Here is a 17,985-nt window from a genome sequence, read left to right as displayed (position 1 = left end):
GGCACGCCCGGGAGCACCTACACTGATCGACGGCCGCTCCGGTGGCGTACGGTCTCCTCGTGGTTACCGTTGCGTCGCTCCCTGTTCCCGACCACGGCCGGATGATCCCGTGATCCGCTTCGAGAATGTGTCCAAGACGTACGAGGGCCAGTCCAAGGCCGCTCTGCTGAACGTCAACGTCGAGATCGAGAAAGGCGAGTTCGTCTTCCTGGTCGGCACCTCCGGGTCCGGCAAGTCGACGTTCCTTCGTCTGGTCCTGCGTGAGCACCGGACGTCCAAGGGTCACATCATGGTGGCCGGCAAGGACCTGAACCGGCTGGCCAGCTGGCGGATCCCGCAGATGCGCCGCCAGATCGGCACCGTCTTCCAGGACTTCCGGCTGCTGCCGAACAAGACCGTCGCCGAGAACGTGGCATTCGCCCTGCAGGTGATCGGCAAGCCCCGCTCGCACATCCGCAAGACGGTGCCCGAGGTGCTGGAACTGGTCGGCCTGGACGGCAAGGAGGACCGGCTCCCCGACGAGCTGTCCGGCGGTGAGCAGCAGCGGGTCGCGATCGCCCGGGCGTTCGTGAACCGGCCGATGATCCTGATCGCCGACGAGCCGACCGGAAACCTGGACCCCGGGACGTCGGTCGGCATCATGAAGCTGCTCGACCGGATCAACCGCACCGGGACGACAGTCGTGATGGCCACCCACGACGTGTCGATCGTCGACCAGATGCGCAAGCGCGTGATCGAGCTGGAGAACGGTCATGTCGTCCGCGACGAGTCGCGCGGCGTCTACGGCTACCAGCACTGAGACCAGGGACTACTGACTGATGCGCTTGAACTACATCCTTTCCGACCTCGGGATCGGTCTGAAGCGGAACCTCTCGATGACGATCGCGGTCGTCGTCACCATCTGGGTCTCGCTGTCGCTGTTCGGCAGCGCACTGCTCGCCCGCGAGCAGGTCGAGCTGATGAAGGGGAACTGGTACGACAAGATCCAGATCTCGGTCTTCCTCTGCACCAAGGACTCCGGCGGCCGCGGCTGCGCGGGCACCGAGGTGACCCAGGAGCAGAAGAACCGGATCCGCCAGGTGATCGAGTCGAACCCGGACACCGCGCCGGACGGCGTCTTCGGCGAGACCAAGAAGGAAGCGTTCGAGCAGTTCAAGAAGCTGTACAAGGACTCGCCGATCGTCAGCACGGTCACCGAGGACCAGATGCAGGAGTCCTACCGGGTCAAACTGAAGGATCCACAGCGCTACCAGAACCTGGTCAGCGCGGTCGCCGGCCTGCCGGGTGTCGACACCGTCCAGGACCTCAGACAGTATCTGGATCCGTTGTTCAAGGCCCTCAACGGTTTGCAAGTCGGCGCCCTGGTCGCGGCCGCACTCCTGCTGGTCGCCGCCCTGATGCAGATCTCGAACACGATCCGGCTGGCGGCGTACGCGCGCAGACGAGAGATTGGCATCATGCGCCTGGTCGGTGCGTCGAACTTCTATATCCAGCTGCCGTTCCTGCTCGAAGCGGTCCTGGCAGCACTCATCGGCGCGGTTCTTGCCTGCGGCACCTTGTGGGTCGGGGTGTACTTCGTCGTCATGCAGCGGGCCCAGGAGACGTTCCGGGTCTGGCAGTGGGTCGGCGCCACCGAAACCTTCCGTGCCACGCTCATCATGGTCGTGGTCGGCCTGGTGCTCGCCGTGGTCCCGACATTCCTGACAACGCGGAAATACCTCAAAGTCTGACCCGGGTGACTTATCGTGCTGTAGCAGTCTCAACGCACGACAACTAAACCCAGAGCAAGGGGTCGACCTGTGGTCCCGCACTTCCCCGGTGCGAACCCGCGTCAGCGGGGGAGCATCAAGCGAGACGACAGCACCGGCACCTCCGCGAAGCCGCGCCCGCGATCACGCACGAGACCGCCGGGCTGGCAGACGGTCGTCGCCGCATGCTGCCTTGTCCTGTCCCTGTCCGCCGGAGTCCTGGCGGTGGTGTCGCCTGCCCAGGCGGACCCACCGGATCCAGCCGCCAAGAAGAAGCAACTCGACTCGCAGATCGACCAGTCCAAGGCCGATCTCGCCGCCGCGTCCGACCAGCTCGGCAAGTCCGCCGCCGTCTACAACGCGGCCGAGGCGAAGTACAAGGTCGTCCAGGTCCGGTACGCCGTTGCCCAGGGCAAACTGGCGGCCGCGAAGGCGGCCGATGCGGTTGCCGCGGGCAAGCTCCGTGCCGCCGAACAGGCGCTGCGGTCGGCGGTCGCCGACGTGGAGGAGGGCGAGAAGCTGATCGCCGAGAAGCGGGCGCTGGCGGGTCGGGCGGTCAGGTCGGCGTACCAGCAACAGAACAGCCTGGTCGGGCTGTCGATCGCACTGCGCGGTGCATCGCCGGCGGATATCGCCACCGGTATGCAGGTCCAGCGCAACGTGTTCGGCATCCAGGGCAACGCGATCACCAACCTCAACAACGCGCAGGCGCAACTGGTGAGCAAGCGGGCCAAGGTCGCGCAGGCCGAGAAGGCCGCTGAGGCGGCGCGGGCCGAGGCTGCCCGGACGGTGCGGCAGGTGACCGAGCTGACCAAGCAGGTGGCCGCGGACAAGGCCGAGGCCGCCGTGGTCGCGCAGGCCAAGCTGGTCGCCTACAAAGCCGCCGAGAAGGAGAAGAACTCCGAGCTGGCGCAGTACAACGCGCTGCTCCGGGAGCGGAACCGGGTCGAGCAGCTCCTGATCGCCCGCGCCCGCGCCGAGAAGGCCGCCGCGGCCCGCCGCAAGGCGGCTCGCGAGAAGGCCGAGCGGGCGAAGGCCCGGAAGGAAGGCCGCCCGCCGCGGCCGGTTCCGAACGACCCCGACGACAACGGACGGTTGAGCTACCCGATCAACAGCTACGTCACATCACCGTTCGGAATGCGGTTCCACCCGGTCCTGCACTACTGGAAGCTGCACGACGGGACCGACTTCGGCGGCGGCTGCGGTACGCCGATCCGCGCGGCGGCCAGCGGGGTCGTCACGGACCGGTACTACAACGGCGGCTACGGAAACCGGGTGTTCATCTCGCACGGCGTGATCGACGGCTCCTCCATCACCACCGTCTACAACCACCTGTCCCGCTACAAGGCCAGGGTCGGCGAGCGCGTCAGCCGGGGCGAGATCATCGGGTACGTCGGCACCACCGGGTACTCCACCGGCTGCCACCTGCACTTCATGGTCTACCAGGACGGCCGGGTGGTTAATCCGATGAAGTGGCTCTAAAGCGGTCGGTGTTGCCATTTCCTTCGCTCCAGCGGCGTCCAGGCGGGCACCTCGCGGCGTTGGAGGGAAGGCCACGATGAAACCCGCATCGAGGCCTTCCCTCCGCCTTGCGATGCACCCGCCTGGACGCCGCTGGAGCTGAAGTAAATGGCAACACCGACCGCTTGCTGTCTGAGATACTGGTCGGATGGTGAAAGAGACCGGCCGGAAACCGATCGCGCAGAACCGTAAGGCGCGACACGACTACCACATCGAGGACGTGGTGGAGGCCGGACTCGTGCTGACCGGGACCGAGGTGAAGTCCCTGCGGCAGGGCCGGGCCTCGCTGGTCGACGCGTTCGCGGCGGTCCGGGGCAACGAGCTGTGGCTGCAGGGCATGCACATCCCCGAGTACAAGCACGGCACCTGGACGAACCACGAGCCGCGCCGTACCCGCAAGCTGCTGCTGCACAAGGACGAGCTGCAGAAGCTGATCCGCGCCGTCGAGCAGCAGGGTGTGTCGGTGATCCCGCTGTCGCTGTACTTCAAGGACGGGTACGCGAAGGTCGAGCTCGGCACCGGGCGCGGTAAGAAGGACTACGACAAGCGGCAGGCCCTCGCCGAGCGCCAGGCGAGCCGCGAGGCCCAGCGGGCCCTCTCCGATCGCCGCCGCGGCGGCCGCTGAGGTAGTGCCTGGGGTCGGCTCAGGGGTGGCTGGGGGCTGCACCCGATGGGGTGAGCGGCTCTCGGCGCGCACAGTGGAGGTATGTCCACTTCAGACCTGCTGGTGACGCCGGCCCAACGGGACCGAGCCGTCGAGATCCTCAAAGAAATGTACGCCGACGGCCGGCTGGAGCACGGCGAGTTCGACACTCGGCTGGAACTGGCGCTCAAGGCCCGCACCCGGGCCGAGCTGAACAGCACGTTCAACGGCCTGGTTTCGCGGCCTGTTCCGACGTACGCCCCCGCCGCCTTCACGCGGCCGGCCCAGGTCCAGCGGTACACCGGCGACGGACGCGGCATGGGAACGGTCGCCCACTGGCTCGGGTACCCGACCTTCTTCGTCGGCCCGGCGATCGTGGTCGCGACGACCGGTCAGAAGAACCCGGCGGTCCGCAAGCACGCGGTCGAGGCGCTGAACTTCCAGCTGAGCGCGTTCGGAGCGTTCGCGCTGCTGGGGATCATCACCGGGGTGACGGAGGGGTTCACCTCATTCCTCTTCCCGCTGCTCGGCGTCCTGTGGTTCGTCCTCACCGGCATCGGCGGCCTCGCCACCGCGGTCGGCGCCAACTTCCGCTACCCGTTCACACTCCGCCTGATCAAGTAACCCTTGGTAGTCAGCTGTGGGGAATCCCAGGTGCGGGTGGCTTGTTGGACTTGATAGTGTGGATCTTCTACGACCCCTCGGGGCTGGTGGGAGTTTGAAAACTCAACAGGGGGTGAACGGTTTCGACTTTGGACGTTAGTTCCAAGGGAAGCGGGCCGAGGATCCAGGGTTATCTCGTTAACGATCTCTGGAAACCAATAACTGCCAACGCTAAGCGCAGTAGCTTCGCTCTCGCCGCCTGACGGCCTGAGCACATAAAGAAGCGGTCAGCCCGGGGATGCTTCCGACCCGGTTCCTGGCCTCAGCTAGGGAGCTTGCTGCACTAGCCCGGTCACGGGGCTGGTGTGGGACATTAACAGTGACTGAGCCTGTCAGCGACGTGTCTGTGAGAGTGCTGGGGCTGAGAAAACGACTAACAGACTGCGCCCGGAGAAGCCTTGAAGCAACGCCGAAGGACGCGGGTTCGATTCCCGCCACCTCCACCCCTAGACAAGTGCCTGGTCACAGCAACACCGACCAGGCACTTCGTCGTTTCACGACCACTTACCGCCTCCCTGAGCAGCGCTTGGGTCGCCGCGGCAGCTCCTCGGAGTGCCTTGCCGTCGTGGCGACGGCATCCGGACCCTCGTCCCCGGTCACAAGTTGGCGGGGATCGCCACTCAGACCTCGACCCCAGGGCCGATCCGACGCCAGGCCGCTCGGGTGGCGTCGTCGGCGGGGAAGAACGCCTCCACCCGCAACTCCTGGGCGGTGACGTCGATCGGCGTACCGATCGTGGACACCACCGAGAACAGGTCGAGCGTGACATCGTCGACCGCGAACCGTACGTCGACAACCGGCACGGTCGGCACGCCCGCTGCCGCCCCGGCCATGACGGCGGCGATATCCGGTCGCGCACGCAGTTGCTCGACGAGGTCCGCGGTGGCACGGTCGAAGACGCCGCCGACTGCTTCCCGGGCGGCGCGCTCAAGCAGTGCGGGTGCGACGACGTCCCAGTTCAGCACGCTGCTACGGACGGGGCCAGGTTCGAGCATGAGTCGCAGCACGTTGACCGCGCCCGGCATCTGGTCGGGCGCGAACAGTCGCGCGAACAGCAGGCCGGCACCGCGATTCGCGCGCAGCACGTTCCAACCGCGGTCCAGCACTACGGCCGGGTAGGGCTCGTGCTGCTCGAGCATGGAGGTCAGCGCGGTCTCCACCCGACCGAGTTGCGTGCTGCCCAGCGGGGCCACCGGATACAGCGGCGCGAACCCCGCGGCCAACAGCAGGCCGTTCCGCTCCCGCAGCGGCACGTCCAGTGCGCGTGCCAACCGGAGCACCATCTCGCGGCTCGGGCGGGCCCGGCCGGTCTCCACAAAGCTCACGTACCGCGGCGTGGACCCGGCGGCCGATGCCAGGCCGAGCTGGCTGACCCGACGGACGGCACGCCAGTGCCGCAACAAGTCGCCGAACTCCGCCGACCGGTCGGACTCCGGCAATGCACTCCACATGGCAGTCAGCCTAAGCCGCGCGGCCTTCCGGATCCCTTCCCTGCCGGGGAATCGTGCAGCACCGTGCCGGGTCCGCAAGCTGGCCAACAGCCGGCGACCGTCGGCGAACGACGAGACAGATGAGGAACGATGGAGCTAACGATTCACGCACCCGCAATGGCGCCGACGGGGTCCAAGGCACTGCTGGACGGCATCGCCGAGGATCTCGGCTTCGTGCCGAACCTGGCTGCGACGGTTGCCGCATCACCGGCGCTGCTGGCGGCCTTCGACGGCCTCCGGCGCGCTGTCGGCTCGGGTGAGCTGGACCCGGCGCTGCGCGAGACAGCAGGCGTCGCTGTCGGCGTCGCGGTCGACAACGCGTACGGTGTGGCCTTCCACTCCACGGTGCTGTCACGACTCGGCACCGGCGACGACGAGATCGACCGGATGCGCGCCGGTGACGAACCCACGGACCTGCGCGGCGCCGCCGTGTACGCGCTCGCCCGCGAGTTGGTGCTCACCCGCGGGAAGGTTGCCGACGACACCGTACGACGTGCGACCGACGCCGGGTTGTCCACCGCCGACATCCTGGAGGTCGTTGCCGAGTGCACCTTCGCCGGCCTGGTCGGCGTGATCGACAACCTGGCCCGGCGGGTCGAACTCGACGAGTTCCTCCAGCCGCGCGCCTGGACGGCCGCCGTTGGAACCCGCTGAACCTCATTCGCCGCTCGAGGTGCGGCTGCAGAGCTGGCTGACCCCCTCGAGTACTACGGGCGGGCTGCGACGGCTCGGCACGCGCGAGCCAGGCCGTCGACCAGTTCGCCGAGTACTTGTTCGTCCGAGCCGAACGTGAGGCGGACGTGTGTGTCGGGGGCGTGCATGTCCGCGCCGCGGATCGTCGCAATGCCGTGACGCAGCAGAGTGCGGTCGATGTCGGCCGGCGAGTCGCCGAGGCGAGAGCAGTCGACGAGCAGGAAGGCGCCGGCCGCGGGGCGCACTGGCTCGGTGAGGCCGCTCGCGGCGATGCCATCGCAGACGAGGTCGCGCTTGGCCTGGTACGTGGAAAGCGCATGGTCGAGCCAGTCGCGTGGCCCGGTGAGGGCAGCGACCGCGGCCCGTTGCGGAACCACTCCGCAGCACACCGCCTCCCATTGGAGGCGGCGCTCGAGCGCGTCGACGATCGGCGGCGGCGCAAGGACGTAGCCGAGCCGCCAGCTCGCGAGCGCGTAGTACTTGCTGAGGCTCGTGATGGTGACCAGGTGCGGCCAGCGATCGGCGAAGGCCTCCACCGGCTGGTAGCTACGGCCGTCGAACGTGAAGTGCTGCCATGAGTCGTCGGAGATCACGAGGAGCCGGTGACGCGCCGCGATGTCGACCACCGCTGCGATGGTCGCAGCGTCGGGCAGGTAGCCCGTCGGGTTGTTCGGATTGCACAGGAGGATCGCGCGGCTGCGTGGCGTGACGGCGGCCTCCAGCCTGGCGGGGTCGAGCGCCCAGCCGTCGCCCTCGCGGGACGGAACGTAGGTGGGCGTCGCACCGGACTCGCGGATGAGGCCGTCGAAAGAGAAGGTAGGCGTTGGGACGATGACCTCGTCGCCCGGAGTGAGCACGGTGCGCAGGACGAGGGAGAGGCCGTGCATCGCTCCGTGGGTGATGAGCAGGCGGCGATCGGGATCGATGCGTAGGCCGTGCTCGCGCTGGAGTTCGGCGGCGATCGCCGTCCGGAGCTATGTCCCGCGGATTCGCGAGTGCCCTTTCGGGTGTCAGCGGCCGTGTCAGCGCGGTGGCGGCCCAGTGTCAGGGCAGTCGGTGACGCTGGATGCCATGAACGGTTCAGCGACCCGGTCGCAAGAACCTCGCAGAGTTCTGGAGGACCTGGAGCTTCCTCTCGGAACGGCTCGAACAGCTCCGCACAGGAGGTCAGTAGAAATGGCTGCACGATGGATCGAGAAGGTCACCGGGCCGCTCGAGGAGAAGAAGCGCTTCCGGCAGTACCGGGAGCGCACACGGCGGCTTCCCGCGAGCTATCGCACGACGGTCGAGGCACTCGAGCGGTACCTGATGCACCTCGGTGGAGGGGACGGCGACGACGCGGCTTCGATGTACGAGGACCTCGTCGACCTGTTCGAGCAGAGGGCGGCGAACAACACCCCGGTCCGCGAGATCGTCGGCGCGGACCCCGTGGAGTTCATCGAGACGTTCGTCTCGAACTACCCGGACGGGCAGTGGAGAGTGCGCGAGCGCGACCGGCTGAACAGCGCCATCGCGCGCGCCGCCGGAGAAGACACCGGAAACGACGAGAGGTCCGTCTGATGACGACACAGCAGGTCATCCAGGTACAGGGTCTGGAGAAGTCGTACGACGAGCTGCAGGTGCTGCGCGGGGTGGACTTCGAGGTGGAGCGCGGCAGCATCTTCGCCTTGCTCGGCTCCAACGGGGCGGGCAAGACCACCGTCGTGAGAATCCTGTCCACGCTGCTGAAGGCCGACGCGGGGACGGCCGGCGTCAATGGCTTCGACGTCGCCACGCAACCTGCACAGGTGCGGGAATCCATCAGCCTCACGGGTCAGTTCGCGGCTGTCGACGGGATTCTCAGCGGCCGGGAGAATCTGGTGCTGATCGCCAAGCTGCGGCACCTCGAGGACCCGGGCAAGATCGCCGACGACCTGCTCGCCCGTTTCTCGCTGACGGACGCGGGCGGGCGGAGGGCTGCGACGTACTCCGGCGGTATGCGTCGCCGCCTGGACATCGCGATGAGCCTGATCGGGAGTCCTCCGGTCGTCTTTCTCGACGAACCGACGACCGGGCTCGACCCACAGGCGCGCATCGAGGTGTGGAACAGCGTCAAGGAGCTCGCCGACCACGGCACGACTGTACTGCTCACGACGCAGTACCTGGACGAGGCCGAGAAGCTCGCCGACCGGATCGCGATCCTCCACCAGGGCCGGATCATCGTGAACGGCACCCTCGCCGAACTCAAGCAACTCCTCCCGCCGGCCAAGGTCGAGTACGTCGAGAAACAGCCGACCCTCGAGGACGTCTTCCTCACCCTCGTCGGTGACAACGGCACGGACGCTGCCGCCGAGACTGCCCGCACCGGCACGGAAAAGTAAGGAACAACCATGGCCACGCACCTCATCGGCGACACCGCCGCCCTCACCGGGCGCTCCCTGCGCCACATCAGCCGCAGCCCGGACACCATCATCACGACCGCGATCATGCCGATCGCGATGATGCTGCTGTTCGTCTACGTGTTCGGTGGCGCGATCGACACCGGGTCGAGCTCGTATGTGAACTACATGCTGCCCGGCATCCTGCTCATCACGATCGCGTCCGGTGTCGCCTACACCGCCTTCCGGCTCTTCACGGATCTGGACGGCGGGATCTTCGAACGCTTCCAGTCCCTGCCGATCGCCCGGTCGGGCGTGTTGTGGGCCCACGTGCTGACCTCGGTGCTCGCCAACCTGATCTCGCTCGTCATCGTCGTGGGCGTTGCCTTCATCATGGGCTTCCGGACCGGCGCCGGAGTGCTGGCCTGGCTCGCGATCGCCGGAATCCTGGTCCTGTTCACCCTCGCGGTGACCTGGCTCGCCGTGATCGCGGGCCTGTCCGCGAAGTCCGTCGACGGCGCGAGCGCGTTCTCCTACCCACTCATCTTCCTGCCGTTCCTCAGCTCGGCGTTCGTCCCCACCGAAACCATGCCCGGCCCGGTGCGTGCCTTCGCCGAGCACCAGCCGGTGACGTCCATCGTCAACACGATCCGCGCACTGTTCGCCCAGCAACCGGTCGGCAACGACATCTGGATCGCGCTTGCCTGGTGCGTCGGCCTGCTGGTCGTCGCCTACGCCTTCGCGATGGTGATCTACCGGCGCAAGATCAGCTAGCCGGCTGAGGAGCATGGTGGGCGGTGAGGGCTTGCGGGTGTGCTGGCAGCGGACGACTATGCAGGGAGGAAAGGGAGGCGTCATGGTCAGCCTGGCTAGCTTCAGGACGCTGTACGTCACTGCAGTCCGCAAGGGGGGCACCGGCCAACTGAAGGACATCACCGCGATCCGCTTCGACGGCGGCTACACGGGCGAGGAAGAGGCTTCCGTCGGCGACTTCGTTCGCTGGCTCCAGCGGAGCGATGTCAGGGCCTATGTCCGACTGGCTGACGGAAGCAGAGGACCACAGGTTCAGGTGGAGCGTGACAGGACCGCGGTCCACCTCAGCAGCAGTTTCGATGACAGCGCGGGGTGTGATGCGTTGCTGAACCTGCCACCCTGGGAAGGAAGCGGGTTCGGTCACAAAGCTGCGCATCGACGCCAGCCGATCTGATGTGGTGGTGTCAGGTGTAGCGCAGTAGTTGCGGTGACCGTACGGCGAGGGTGAACACCAGCCCGACCAGCAGGAGCGCGCTCACGAAGGTGGTGGGGCCGACACCGAAGTGCTCTGCGAACGCGCCGAGTGCGAGTGAAGCGACCGGCATGATGCCGATGGCAAGCTCCTGCAATCCGAGGGCGCGGCCGTGGAGGTGCGTCTCGGTGGTCATCAGGAGAAGCGTCGTCTGCAGTACGCCGAACGCCGCGCTCATCACGCCGATCGCGGCCATCAGCAGAAACGCCGCGATCGTGTTCCTGGACAGGGCGAACAGCGACCACAGCGCACCCCACATCGCAGTGCCGAACACGAACACCGCGCCTTTGAAACGGAAGTCGCCCAGTCCGGCCAGCGCGAGCGACCCGATCAGGCCGCCGATGCCGCTGCAGGTCAACAGCCAGCCCAAGCCTGCGGCGTCGAGGCTGAGCGACTCCTGTGCGAACACCGGCATGAACGCCTGCGCGATCGGCCACAACAGGGTGTTTGCGGCCAGCGTGACCAGGAGAACTGTGGTGGCCAGCTGATTCCGGCTGATGGCGCGCAGCCCGCTGGTGACCATCCGGACCGCCGCCTCGGTGTGCTCGTGGCTCACCTGGCCATGGCCGCGGAGCGGCAGCAGTATGACGAGCGAGATTGCGTGCGGGTGGTCTTGTAGACGAGCCAGCCGAGCACCAGCGTCTGGGTCCACACCCCGCCGAAGAAGAACAGGTTGGAGAACCACAACAGCCGGAACGGCCGGTTCCCGCGCAACGAACCGAGGGTCCTCCCCACCACGGTGGCCGTCTGACTCACACGAGGAGTTCGGCGTTGTGTACGACGACCCGTCCGCCGGCGACGACCGTGTCCCGGCGCGGTGCCCGGACCAGCGCATCCGGCACGTTCTCGGCGTCGAGCAGTACGACGTCCGCGCGCGAACCGGGGGTGAGGGTGTGGCCGTCGCGGTGCACGAACGGCGCACCCGCGGTGGTCGCGAGCTCGACGGCGTACCCGAGTTCCTCGTCGGTGCGCAGTCCGTGCAGCCGGGCGAAGCCGCGGGCGACCTGCAACAGGTCGCCGTCGCCATACGGCGACCACAGGTCGCGAATGCCGTCGGTTCCGAGTCCGACAGCGACGCCGGCATCCCGCATCGCACGCCACGGCAGCGGCGCCGATCGGACGGGCGACACCGTCGTCCAGGAGATCCCGGCCGCTCCGAGTTGCTCGACGAGCTGAGCCTGCCGCGTTGGGGACAGCTCGCCGAGGGCGAACCCGTGCGACACGTTCACCTTGCCCGCGAGACCAGTGCCCTGGGTCCGCTCGATGATCAGCTCGTACTGGAACGCGCCGAGCTCGCCGCCGTCGTGCAAGTGGATGTCGATCCCGACACCACGCCGTACGGCGATCTCGAAGAGCGCGTCCAGCTGGCCGACCGGGTCACGGTCGATCGACGCCGGGTCGAGACCGCCGATGCTCGTCGCTCCTTCAGCCGCGGCCTGGTCCAGCAGATCGAGTACGCCGGGGCGCCGGAGTACGCCGTCCTGCGGGAACGCGACGATCTCGACCTGCACCGCATCGTCAAGGGTCGCGGCGGCCTCGCGCACGTTCTCGATACCGCGCAGTCCGACGCCGAGATCCACGTCGACGTGGGTCCGCGTCGCAGTCGTACCGTGCCGCAGGAACTCGCGGAGCACCGCGATCGTGCCGGCCGTGCTCGGGATGCCGTACCTGTCCCGCTCGGCCCGCTCGTGCGCGATCCGACCCTGGGTCGTCGGCTCCCCGCCGTACGAGACCCACGGCTGTCCCCACCAGCTCTTGTCCACGTGTGCGTGCGCGTTCACGAAGCCTGGCAGCGCGAGCAGGCCGCGCCCGTCGATGCGTTGGCCGTCCGCGACCGCGGTGCCGGCCGGGACGACGTCCGCGATCACGCCGTCGACGATCACCAGATCAACCGGCGCGCCACCCCATGGACGCACGTTGGCAAGGAGCAAGGAGGTCATGCAGTAATGGTATACCAAGCTGACGGATGGCCGGCCTGCGCTACCCCACCGGCCTCTGTGTGTTGAAGATCCGTCCCAAAGAGCTGGTATACCCCTAGCTGCTCCGAGTGTGGCGCTGCAGCGCGTGCGAGAGAGCTAGGTGCTCAGCGACCAGGCGCTCGGCCTCGGCGACATCCCGGTTCGCGATGGCGGCGTACAACCCTTCGTGCTGATCCGCGACCGCCATCAGGTCGTCGTGCTGGGCCAGCAGCCAGCGCATCCGGCTGCGCAGCGGCCGTTCGACCTCGACGAGCAATTCGTTCGACGCAAGTTCCGTCACGATCTCGTGGAAGTCCGCGGCCTTGCGCCGGGCCAGCACCGCGTCGTTCGCGCGCGCCGCCGCGAGATGTTCATCCAGGGCTCGTCGGAGCCGATCCAGTCCCTCACGAGTACGCCGCTCGGCGGCCAGTCGGAATGTCAGCGGTTCGAACGCTGCGCGCACCTCGTTCAGATCGGCGATGTCGGAGTCGGTGAACTCACGAACCACGGCCCATGACCGGGGTCGCAGCGTCACCAGCCCCTCGGCGACCAGCGCCTTGAGAGCGTCACGCACCGGCACCCGGCTCACGCCCAGTCCGTCGGCCACGTCACGTTCCACCAGCCGCTCGCCCGGGGCTCGCACTCCGTCGAGGATCTCGTCCCGCAGAAGGCGCGTGACCCGCTCCGACTCCGACTCCAGGCTCCTGCTCATGAGACTCCACTACGCTCGCCACCGGTTTGGTATACCGACCCCAGGATGCCTGAACGTCGCCGTACCCGGTGGTCCGCCTCTCCGTTGTCCGGGAGTTGCACATCTGTGCCGCGTAGCCGACCGTGCACTTCTGGGGCATCACCTAGCTGTGTGCAACTGGTTGAATGCCGATCGTGAGAATTCCCCGGTGGCAAGTGAATCGGAAGATCCTGGCCGTTCTCGCTGTGTTGGCAGTGCTGCCGGTGGCCGTGCCGGCCGCGGCGGTGCCGCCAGGACAGCGTGATGTCATCGTCCAGTTGTTCGAGTGGAACTGGACCTCGGTCGCGCGGGAGTGCGGCGAAGTTCTCGGCCCGAAGGGGTACGGAGCGGTCCAGATCTCGCCGCCGCAGGAACACGTGGTTCTGCCCGGGGCCGGTTATCCGTGGTGGCAGGACTACCAGCCGGTGAGCTACAAGCTGGACAGCACGCGGCGCGGCACCCGTAGCGAGTTCGTCGCCATGGTGAACAGCTGTCACGCCGCCGGCGTCAAGGTGTACGTCGATGCCGTGATCAACCACATGACCGGTGGCTCGTCGGGTGGTGTGGGGAGCGCGGGGTCGTCGTACAGCCACTACGACTACCCGGGGACCTATCAGACCCAGGACTTTCACCACTGCGGGCGGAACGGGAACGACGACATCGTCAACTACGGTGACCGCTACGAGGTGCAGAACTGCGAGCTCGTCGATCTGGCCGACCTGGCGACCGGGACCGACTACGTGCGCGGCCGGATCGCGGCGTACCTGAATGATCTGCTCGCGATCGGGGTGGACGGTTTCCGGCTCGACGCCTCCAAGCACATGGCCTCGGAAGACATCGCCGCGATCAAGTCCCGGCTCTCGCGGCCGGCGTACCTGTATCAGGAAGTTATCTACGGCGCGGGCGAACCGGTCACTCCGGACGAGTACGTCGGCAACGGTGATGTCCTCGAGTTCCGGTACGGGAAGGATCTCGCCAAGATCTTCAACACCGAGCGACTCGCGTACCTGCGGACCTTCGCCTCGCCGCTGGCGTCGGATCGTGCGGTCGTGTTCACCGACAACCACGACACCCAGCGGGGGAGCGGAGTCCTGACCTTCCGGGACAACGGTCGCTACGCGATGGCGAACGCTTTCATGCTGGCGTGGACGTATGGGACGCCGAAGTTGATGTCGAGCTACGAATACAGTTCCAATGATCAGGGTCCGCCGTCGACGAGTGGTGGGCAGACGGTCGACACGACCTGTTTCACCAATCGGTGGCGGTGCGAGCATCAATGGCGAGTGTGATCGCCAACATGGTCGGCTTCCACAACAGCGTCGGCGGTACGTCGGTCACCGACTGGTGGGACAACGGCAACGACGCGATCGCCTTCGGACGCGGAGACAAGGGGTACCTGATCCTGAACGACGAAGGCTCGGCGCTTTCCGGCCGGAGCTTCCACACCAGCCTCCCGGCCGGTGTCTACTGCGACGTCTTTCACGGCGACTACTCACCAGGCGGGTGTACGGGACCGACGTACACGGTCGACTCGTCCGGCTGGTTCCGGGCAGATGTAGCCCCTCAGGACGGGCTCGCCCTTCACGCGGGCGCCAAGGTCTCCTGAGCCTTTCACGTCAGTTGATCGAGGCAACAGCCTTGATGACACGCTCGACCTCGTCCGGCGTGTTGACGATGCCCGGTCCGAACCGGAGATAGGGATCGTCGTACGGCGTCACGCTGGCGACGACGGCGTGATCACGACGAAGAGTGGCCGCTGCCTGGTGTGGTGCGACTCCCTCGATCGAGCACATGACAAGACCAGCCGACATCTCGGCCTGCCGGGGTGTGATCAGCGTGACCGAAGGGATGCTGGCCAAACCGTCCTTCAGTCGGGTGGCGTGCTCGGTGATGCGTGCCGCGATCCTGGATCTGCCGATCGCGGCATGGAAGTCGAAGGCTTCTGCCAGCGCCCAGCGGTGCTCGGCCGTGTGATAGCCCCCAGGGGTCGCCAGTCGGCCAGGGGTCGCCAGTCGGCCAGGGGCGTCGGGCCGGGAGAAGCTGGGGATCACCGGCGAGATCGCGTCCCAGGCCTGTGCCCACAGCACACCGGTGCCGCGCGGACCGTGAAGCCATTTGTGCGTCCCGGTGGTGAAGAAGTCACAGCCGAGATCGGCCACTCTCGTGTCCACGGCACCGAAGCCGTGCACTCCGTCGACGAGGAGAAGCGCCCGGTCGGCCGGTGCGCGGGTGGAGTTCACGGTGCGCACCATGGCGGCGATGTCGGCAACCGGGAGCCGGACTCCGGTGGACGAGTGCACCCAGGTGATGACGATCAGCCGTGTGTGCGGCCCGATCGCCGCCTTCAGTCTCGCGACCACGTCACCCGCGGTCGCTGCCGCGGGAGCGTCGTACAGCCGCACCCGGCGTACTCGGGCGCTGGTTCGGGAGCTCAGCTTCTGTAGCGCGTCGTAGGTGCCGAAGAAGTCGTGCTCGGTGGTGACGACGTCCTGTCCGGGCTTGAGCTTGATCCCGGCACACACCAGCCCAGTTCCCATCGTGGTGCTGTCGGTCAGCGCGATGTCGCCGGGATCGGCGCCGAGGTACGCACCGGCGGCCGTGCGGACCTTCTCCTCCAGCTCGATGTCGTGCTCGAGGTAGCCGGCCGGATCGAGATCGAGGCCCGCGCGATGACGGTCGATCGCCTCCCGCACCGGTGCCGGGTGTGATGCGAACAGGAACGACGCGAAATGAGCCAGCTTCGGGTCGAGCGCGAACTGCGCCCGCACCGACTCCCAGTCAGCCGGATCGAACTGTCGTGACGGCGTGGGGGTATCTGCATCTGCCGAACACCCGGCCAGCGCGACGCCGTACGCCACCCCTGCGCCGAGCACCGCCCGCCTGCGAAATCATCTCCTGTTGATACACCAGCGGCAGGCTCCTCGGCGACCGCCTGGTGGCAGCCCGAGGTCATCGGGTCAGGGAAGCCGGGCGGCGCGGGTGCGGAGGTAGCGCTGCTCAAGCCCGTCCGGAAATCCCGGAAGGTTTCCCGGCTGGGGCAAAGGCCGTCACGAAACCAGCTTGGCCGGGCCGACGGGTGTCCTGGCGCCTGATGCTCCCGACACCGCGATCGAGGCGCCGACAGCGTCGGGCTGGTCGACTGCATCCGCGAGCACCCGGGCGACCGCCGTACGGGCCACTTTGAACTGGGCGACCTCGCCGGCTGCGGAGCTGAAGGCTTCGCCGTCGATGAGGTCGTCGGTCAGGTGCACGGGCTGGACGATGGTCCAGTGGAGCCCGCTCGCCCGGACCGCACGCTCCTGCTCGGCGTGGTCGGCCATCTGCTGGTTGATCAGCAGCCAGCAGAAGAGCTTGTCGCGCAGTCGGAGTTGGCCGGCGGTCGCACCGATCCCGAACACGCTCTGGACGACGAGCCGGCTCACGCCGTGCCGCTGCATCGCGGCGATGACGTTGCTGGTTCCGCGGTAACGGATGTCGGGCACGGTGTGCGCGGGGCCGCGCAGGCGCACCCGCACGGCGTTCTCGCTGATCCCGAGTGCGACCACGACGACGTCCTGATCGGCGACGGCGGTGTCGACGGCGTGCGGGTCCGCGGCGTCGCCGTCGATCGTGTGCAGGTCTCCGTACAGATCTCCGGACAGATCTCCGGACAGATCTCCGGGTACGCCGGCTCGGTGCCGGAGCTTGCCGGCGGAGCGGGCGAATGCGGTGACACTGTGGCCGCGCCGGAGCAGTTCGGCCGTCGCCGCCCGGCCGCTCCCACCTGTCGCACCCATGACCAGAACCTTCATGACAATCCTCCCAGTTCGGCCGGCGTCCGCGGTGATCCGCTGCCGGTTCGGACGATCTCCCTACGTCCACGCTAGGGAGGGTTGGCAGGACAATCTATGGCGATTAATCTGCAAAGCATGTCGATTCGTCCAGACGGGCTGGATCCGTGGGCGCCACGAGATGCCCTCGGCGAGGCGCTCTACCAGGTTCGGATGCGCGGGGTGTTCTACTCCCAGACAGAGGCGGGGGCGCCCTGGGCGCTGGAGCTGCCGCCGTTCGGGAACTGTGTGACATTCCACTTGGTGACCCGTGGCGGGGGCTGGCTCGAGGTAGCTGATAACGCACCGGTCTACCTACGGGCCGGCGACATCGCGCTCGTCCCGCACGGGCGTGGCCACTGGATGCGGAGCCATCCGGACGCACCGGTGACCGGTCGCGCCGACGAGTTGCCGCAGCAGATGGTGAACGAGCACTTCTCGGTGCTGCGATGCGGCGGAGACGGCGCGCGGTCGACGCTGATCTGCGGGGTGGTCAGTTTCGACCAGCCGGGGGTCAGGCGGCTGCTCGACCTGCTTCCGCCGATCATGCACCTCGAGGACACCGGCGAGGGGGAGTCGCGGATCCGTGACGCGATCCACATGATGACCGCCGAGCTGCGGCGGCCGCGGCCCGGCGGTGAGGCAGTGACGACGCGGCTCGCCGACATCCTGATGATCGAGGCGATCCGGACCTGGCTGGCCCGCGATCCGGCGGCGCAGAGCGGCTGGCTCGGTGCGCTGCAGGATCCCCAGCTCGGGCGGGCGATCGCGGCGGTGCACAGATCGCCCGGCCACGACTGGACTGTCGAATCCCTGGCGCGCGAGGCGGCCATGTCACGATCGGCTTTCGCCGCCCGGTTCACCGAACTGGTCGGGGAGCCGGCGATGCGCTACGTGACCCGCTGCCGGATGGAGCTGGCTCACTCCCGGTTGGAACACGGCGACACGACGGTGGCCGCGGTCGCCGCTGACCTCGGCTACCAGTCCGAGGCATCCTTCAGCCGGGCGTTCGCCAGGATCGCCGGCACCTCACCCGGCGCGGTCCGCCGGGGACACGGGAACAAATCGCTGCGATAGGACCACGCGGA

At 67.5% G+C, this 17,985-nt stretch carries 21 protein-coding genes and 1 other RNA gene; 14 read left to right on the top strand and 8 right to left on the bottom strand.

All coding sequences use genetic code 11. The features are described from left to right. Nucleotides 1-109: 109 nt before the first annotated feature. From ftsE to ssrA, 6 genes are all read left to right on the top strand, one after another. The gene (gene ftsE / locus EV652_RS22475) at nt 110-799 is read left to right on the top strand and encodes a cell division ATP-binding protein FtsE (RefSeq protein ID WP_077013482.1); all 690 of its coding nucleotides are present in this window, start codon (nt 110-112) and stop codon (nt 797-799) included. A gap of 19 nt (nt 800-818) precedes the next feature. Then, nucleotides 819-1,730: a permease-like cell division protein FtsX gene (ftsX, locus tag EV652_RS22470; RefSeq protein WP_132211147.1), complete on the top strand. Its 912-nt coding sequence runs from the start codon at nt 819-821 to the stop codon at nt 1,728-1,730. Nucleotides 1,731-1,799: 69 nt separating this feature from the next. After that, nucleotides 1,800-3,230 (top strand): M23 family metallopeptidase, encoded by a 1,431-nt coding sequence (locus EV652_RS46030; protein WP_132211146.1) that lies wholly within the window; start codon nt 1,800-1,802, stop codon nt 3,228-3,230. 187 nt (nt 3,231-3,417) lie between these two features. Beyond that, a complete protein-coding gene (gene smpB, locus EV652_RS22460) occupies nt 3,418-3,894 on the top strand; it encodes an SsrA-binding protein SmpB (RefSeq protein WP_132211145.1) in 477 nt (158 codons plus the stop codon). A gap of 81 nt (nt 3,895-3,975) precedes the next feature. Continuing rightward, a complete protein-coding gene (locus EV652_RS22455; protein WP_132211144.1) occupies nt 3,976-4,536 on the top strand; it encodes a DUF1707 and DUF4870 domain-containing protein in 561 nt (186 codons plus the stop codon). Between the two features lie 108 nt (nt 4,537-4,644). Further along, nucleotides 4,645-5,021: a transfer-messenger RNA gene (ssrA, locus tag EV652_RS22450) on the top strand. A 174-nt stretch (nt 5,022-5,195) separates the two neighbouring features. Here ssrA and EV652_RS22445 read toward each other — a convergent pair. Continuing rightward, nucleotides 5,196-6,026 (bottom strand): helix-turn-helix domain-containing protein, encoded by an 831-nt coding sequence (locus EV652_RS22445; RefSeq protein ID WP_132211143.1) that lies wholly within the window; start codon nt 6,024-6,026, stop codon nt 5,196-5,198. Nucleotides 6,027-6,155: 129 nt separating this feature from the next. Here EV652_RS22445 and EV652_RS22440 point away from each other — a divergent pair, with 129 nt between their 5' ends. Continuing rightward, entirely contained in the window at nt 6,156-6,719 is a 564-nt protein-coding gene (locus EV652_RS22440) for a carboxymuconolactone decarboxylase family protein (protein ID WP_132211142.1), read from the top strand. 53 nt (nt 6,720-6,772) lie between these two features. Here the strand turns inward: EV652_RS22440 and EV652_RS22435 are convergent, their stop codons facing one another. After that, nucleotides 6,773-7,720, bottom strand: coding sequence for a pyridoxal phosphate-dependent aminotransferase (locus EV652_RS22435; protein ID WP_132211141.1), 948 nt, complete (start codon nt 7,718-7,720; stop codon nt 6,773-6,775). 214 nt (nt 7,721-7,934) lie between these two features. On the opposite strand from EV652_RS22435, the gene EV652_RS22425 reads away from it, so the two are divergent. The 4 genes from EV652_RS22425 to EV652_RS22410 are packed head-to-tail and all read left to right on the top strand — an operon-like array spanning nt 7,935 to nt 10,322. Next, nucleotides 7,935-8,318 carry a DUF1048 domain-containing protein gene (locus EV652_RS22425; RefSeq protein ID WP_132211140.1) on the top strand — a complete coding sequence of 128 codons (384 nt, stop codon included), beginning with the start codon at nt 7,935-7,937 and terminating at the stop codon, nt 8,316-8,318. Beyond that, nucleotides 8,318-9,118 carry an ABC transporter ATP-binding protein gene (locus EV652_RS22420; RefSeq protein WP_132211139.1) on the top strand — a complete coding sequence of 267 codons (801 nt, stop codon included), beginning with the start codon at nt 8,318-8,320 and terminating at the stop codon, nt 9,116-9,118. The genes EV652_RS22425 and EV652_RS22420 overlap by 1 nt, the downstream gene beginning before the upstream one ends. Nucleotides 9,119-9,127: 9 nt before the next feature. After that, entirely contained in the window at nt 9,128-9,889 is a 762-nt protein-coding gene (locus tag EV652_RS22415) for an ABC transporter permease (RefSeq protein WP_132211138.1), read from the top strand. Between the two features lie 13 nt (nt 9,890-9,902). Further along, nucleotides 9,903-10,322 (top strand): hypothetical protein, encoded by a 420-nt coding sequence (locus tag EV652_RS22410; protein ID WP_132211137.1) that lies wholly within the window; start codon nt 9,903-9,905, stop codon nt 10,320-10,322. A 10-nt stretch (nt 10,323-10,332) separates the two neighbouring features. On the opposite strand, the gene EV652_RS22405 is transcribed toward EV652_RS22410, so the two are convergent. The 4 genes from EV652_RS22405 to EV652_RS22395 all read right to left on the bottom strand — a co-directional run bounded on the left by EV652_RS22405 (nt 10,333) and on the right by EV652_RS22395 (nt 13,070). Next, on the bottom strand, nt 10,333-10,956 hold the full coding sequence (locus tag EV652_RS22405; RefSeq protein ID WP_199238333.1) for an MFS transporter: 624 nt from the start codon (nt 10,954-10,956) through the stop codon (nt 10,333-10,335). Continuing rightward, complete coding sequence (locus EV652_RS44670) at nt 10,953-11,156, bottom strand: hypothetical protein (RefSeq protein WP_199238332.1); 204 nt, start codon at nt 11,154-11,156, stop codon at nt 10,953-10,955. Before EV652_RS44670 ends, EV652_RS22405 begins: the two co-directional genes overlap by 4 nt. After that, the gene (locus tag EV652_RS22400; protein WP_132211136.1) at nt 11,153-12,340 is read right to left on the bottom strand and encodes an amidohydrolase; all 1,188 of its coding nucleotides are present in this window, start codon (nt 12,338-12,340) and stop codon (nt 11,153-11,155) included. Before EV652_RS22400 ends, EV652_RS44670 begins: the two co-directional genes overlap by 4 nt. A 94-nt stretch (nt 12,341-12,434) precedes the next feature. After that, complete coding sequence (locus tag EV652_RS22395) at nt 12,435-13,070, bottom strand: GntR family transcriptional regulator (protein ID WP_132211135.1); 636 nt, start codon at nt 13,068-13,070, stop codon at nt 12,435-12,437. 194 nt (nt 13,071-13,264) lie between these two features. On the opposite strand from EV652_RS22395, the gene EV652_RS22390 reads away from it, so the two are divergent. Continuing rightward, entirely contained in the window at nt 13,265-14,377 is a 1,113-nt protein-coding gene (locus tag EV652_RS22390; protein WP_199238331.1) for an alpha-amylase family glycosyl hydrolase, read from the top strand. After that, nucleotides 14,365-14,694, top strand: coding sequence for an alpha amylase C-terminal domain-containing protein (locus tag EV652_RS44665; protein WP_199238330.1), 330 nt, complete (start codon nt 14,365-14,367; stop codon nt 14,692-14,694). Before EV652_RS22390 ends, EV652_RS44665 begins: the two co-directional genes overlap by 13 nt. Nucleotides 14,695-14,704: 10 nt before the next feature. On the opposite strand, the gene EV652_RS22385 is transcribed toward EV652_RS44665, so the two are convergent. Together EV652_RS22385 and EV652_RS22380 are read right to left on the bottom strand one after the other, a co-directional pair. Next, a complete protein-coding gene (locus tag EV652_RS22385; RefSeq protein WP_132211134.1) occupies nt 14,705-15,961 on the bottom strand; it encodes an aminotransferase class V-fold PLP-dependent enzyme in 1,257 nt (418 codons plus the stop codon). A gap of 174 nt (nt 15,962-16,135) precedes the next feature. Next, on the bottom strand, nt 16,136-16,879 hold the full coding sequence (locus EV652_RS22380; RefSeq protein ID WP_132211133.1) for an NAD(P)-dependent oxidoreductase: 744 nt from the start codon (nt 16,877-16,879) through the stop codon (nt 16,136-16,138). A 117-nt stretch (nt 16,880-16,996) separates the two neighbouring features. On the opposite strand from EV652_RS22380, the gene EV652_RS22375 reads away from it, so the two are divergent. Next, nucleotides 16,997-17,974 carry an AraC family transcriptional regulator gene (locus EV652_RS22375; protein ID WP_132211132.1) on the top strand — a complete coding sequence of 326 codons (978 nt, stop codon included), beginning with the start codon at nt 16,997-16,999 and terminating at the stop codon, nt 17,972-17,974. Nucleotides 17,975-17,985 lie beyond the last annotated feature (11 nt).

The sequence above is a fragment of the Kribbella steppae genome (genome assembly GCF_004342025.1).
In the GTDB taxonomy this organism is placed as follows: Bacteria; Actinomycetota; Actinomycetes; order Propionibacteriales; family Kribbellaceae; genus Kribbella; species Kribbella steppae.
Note: the sequence above shows the minus strand (reverse complement) of the source record. Positions and strands in the feature narration are given on the sequence as shown.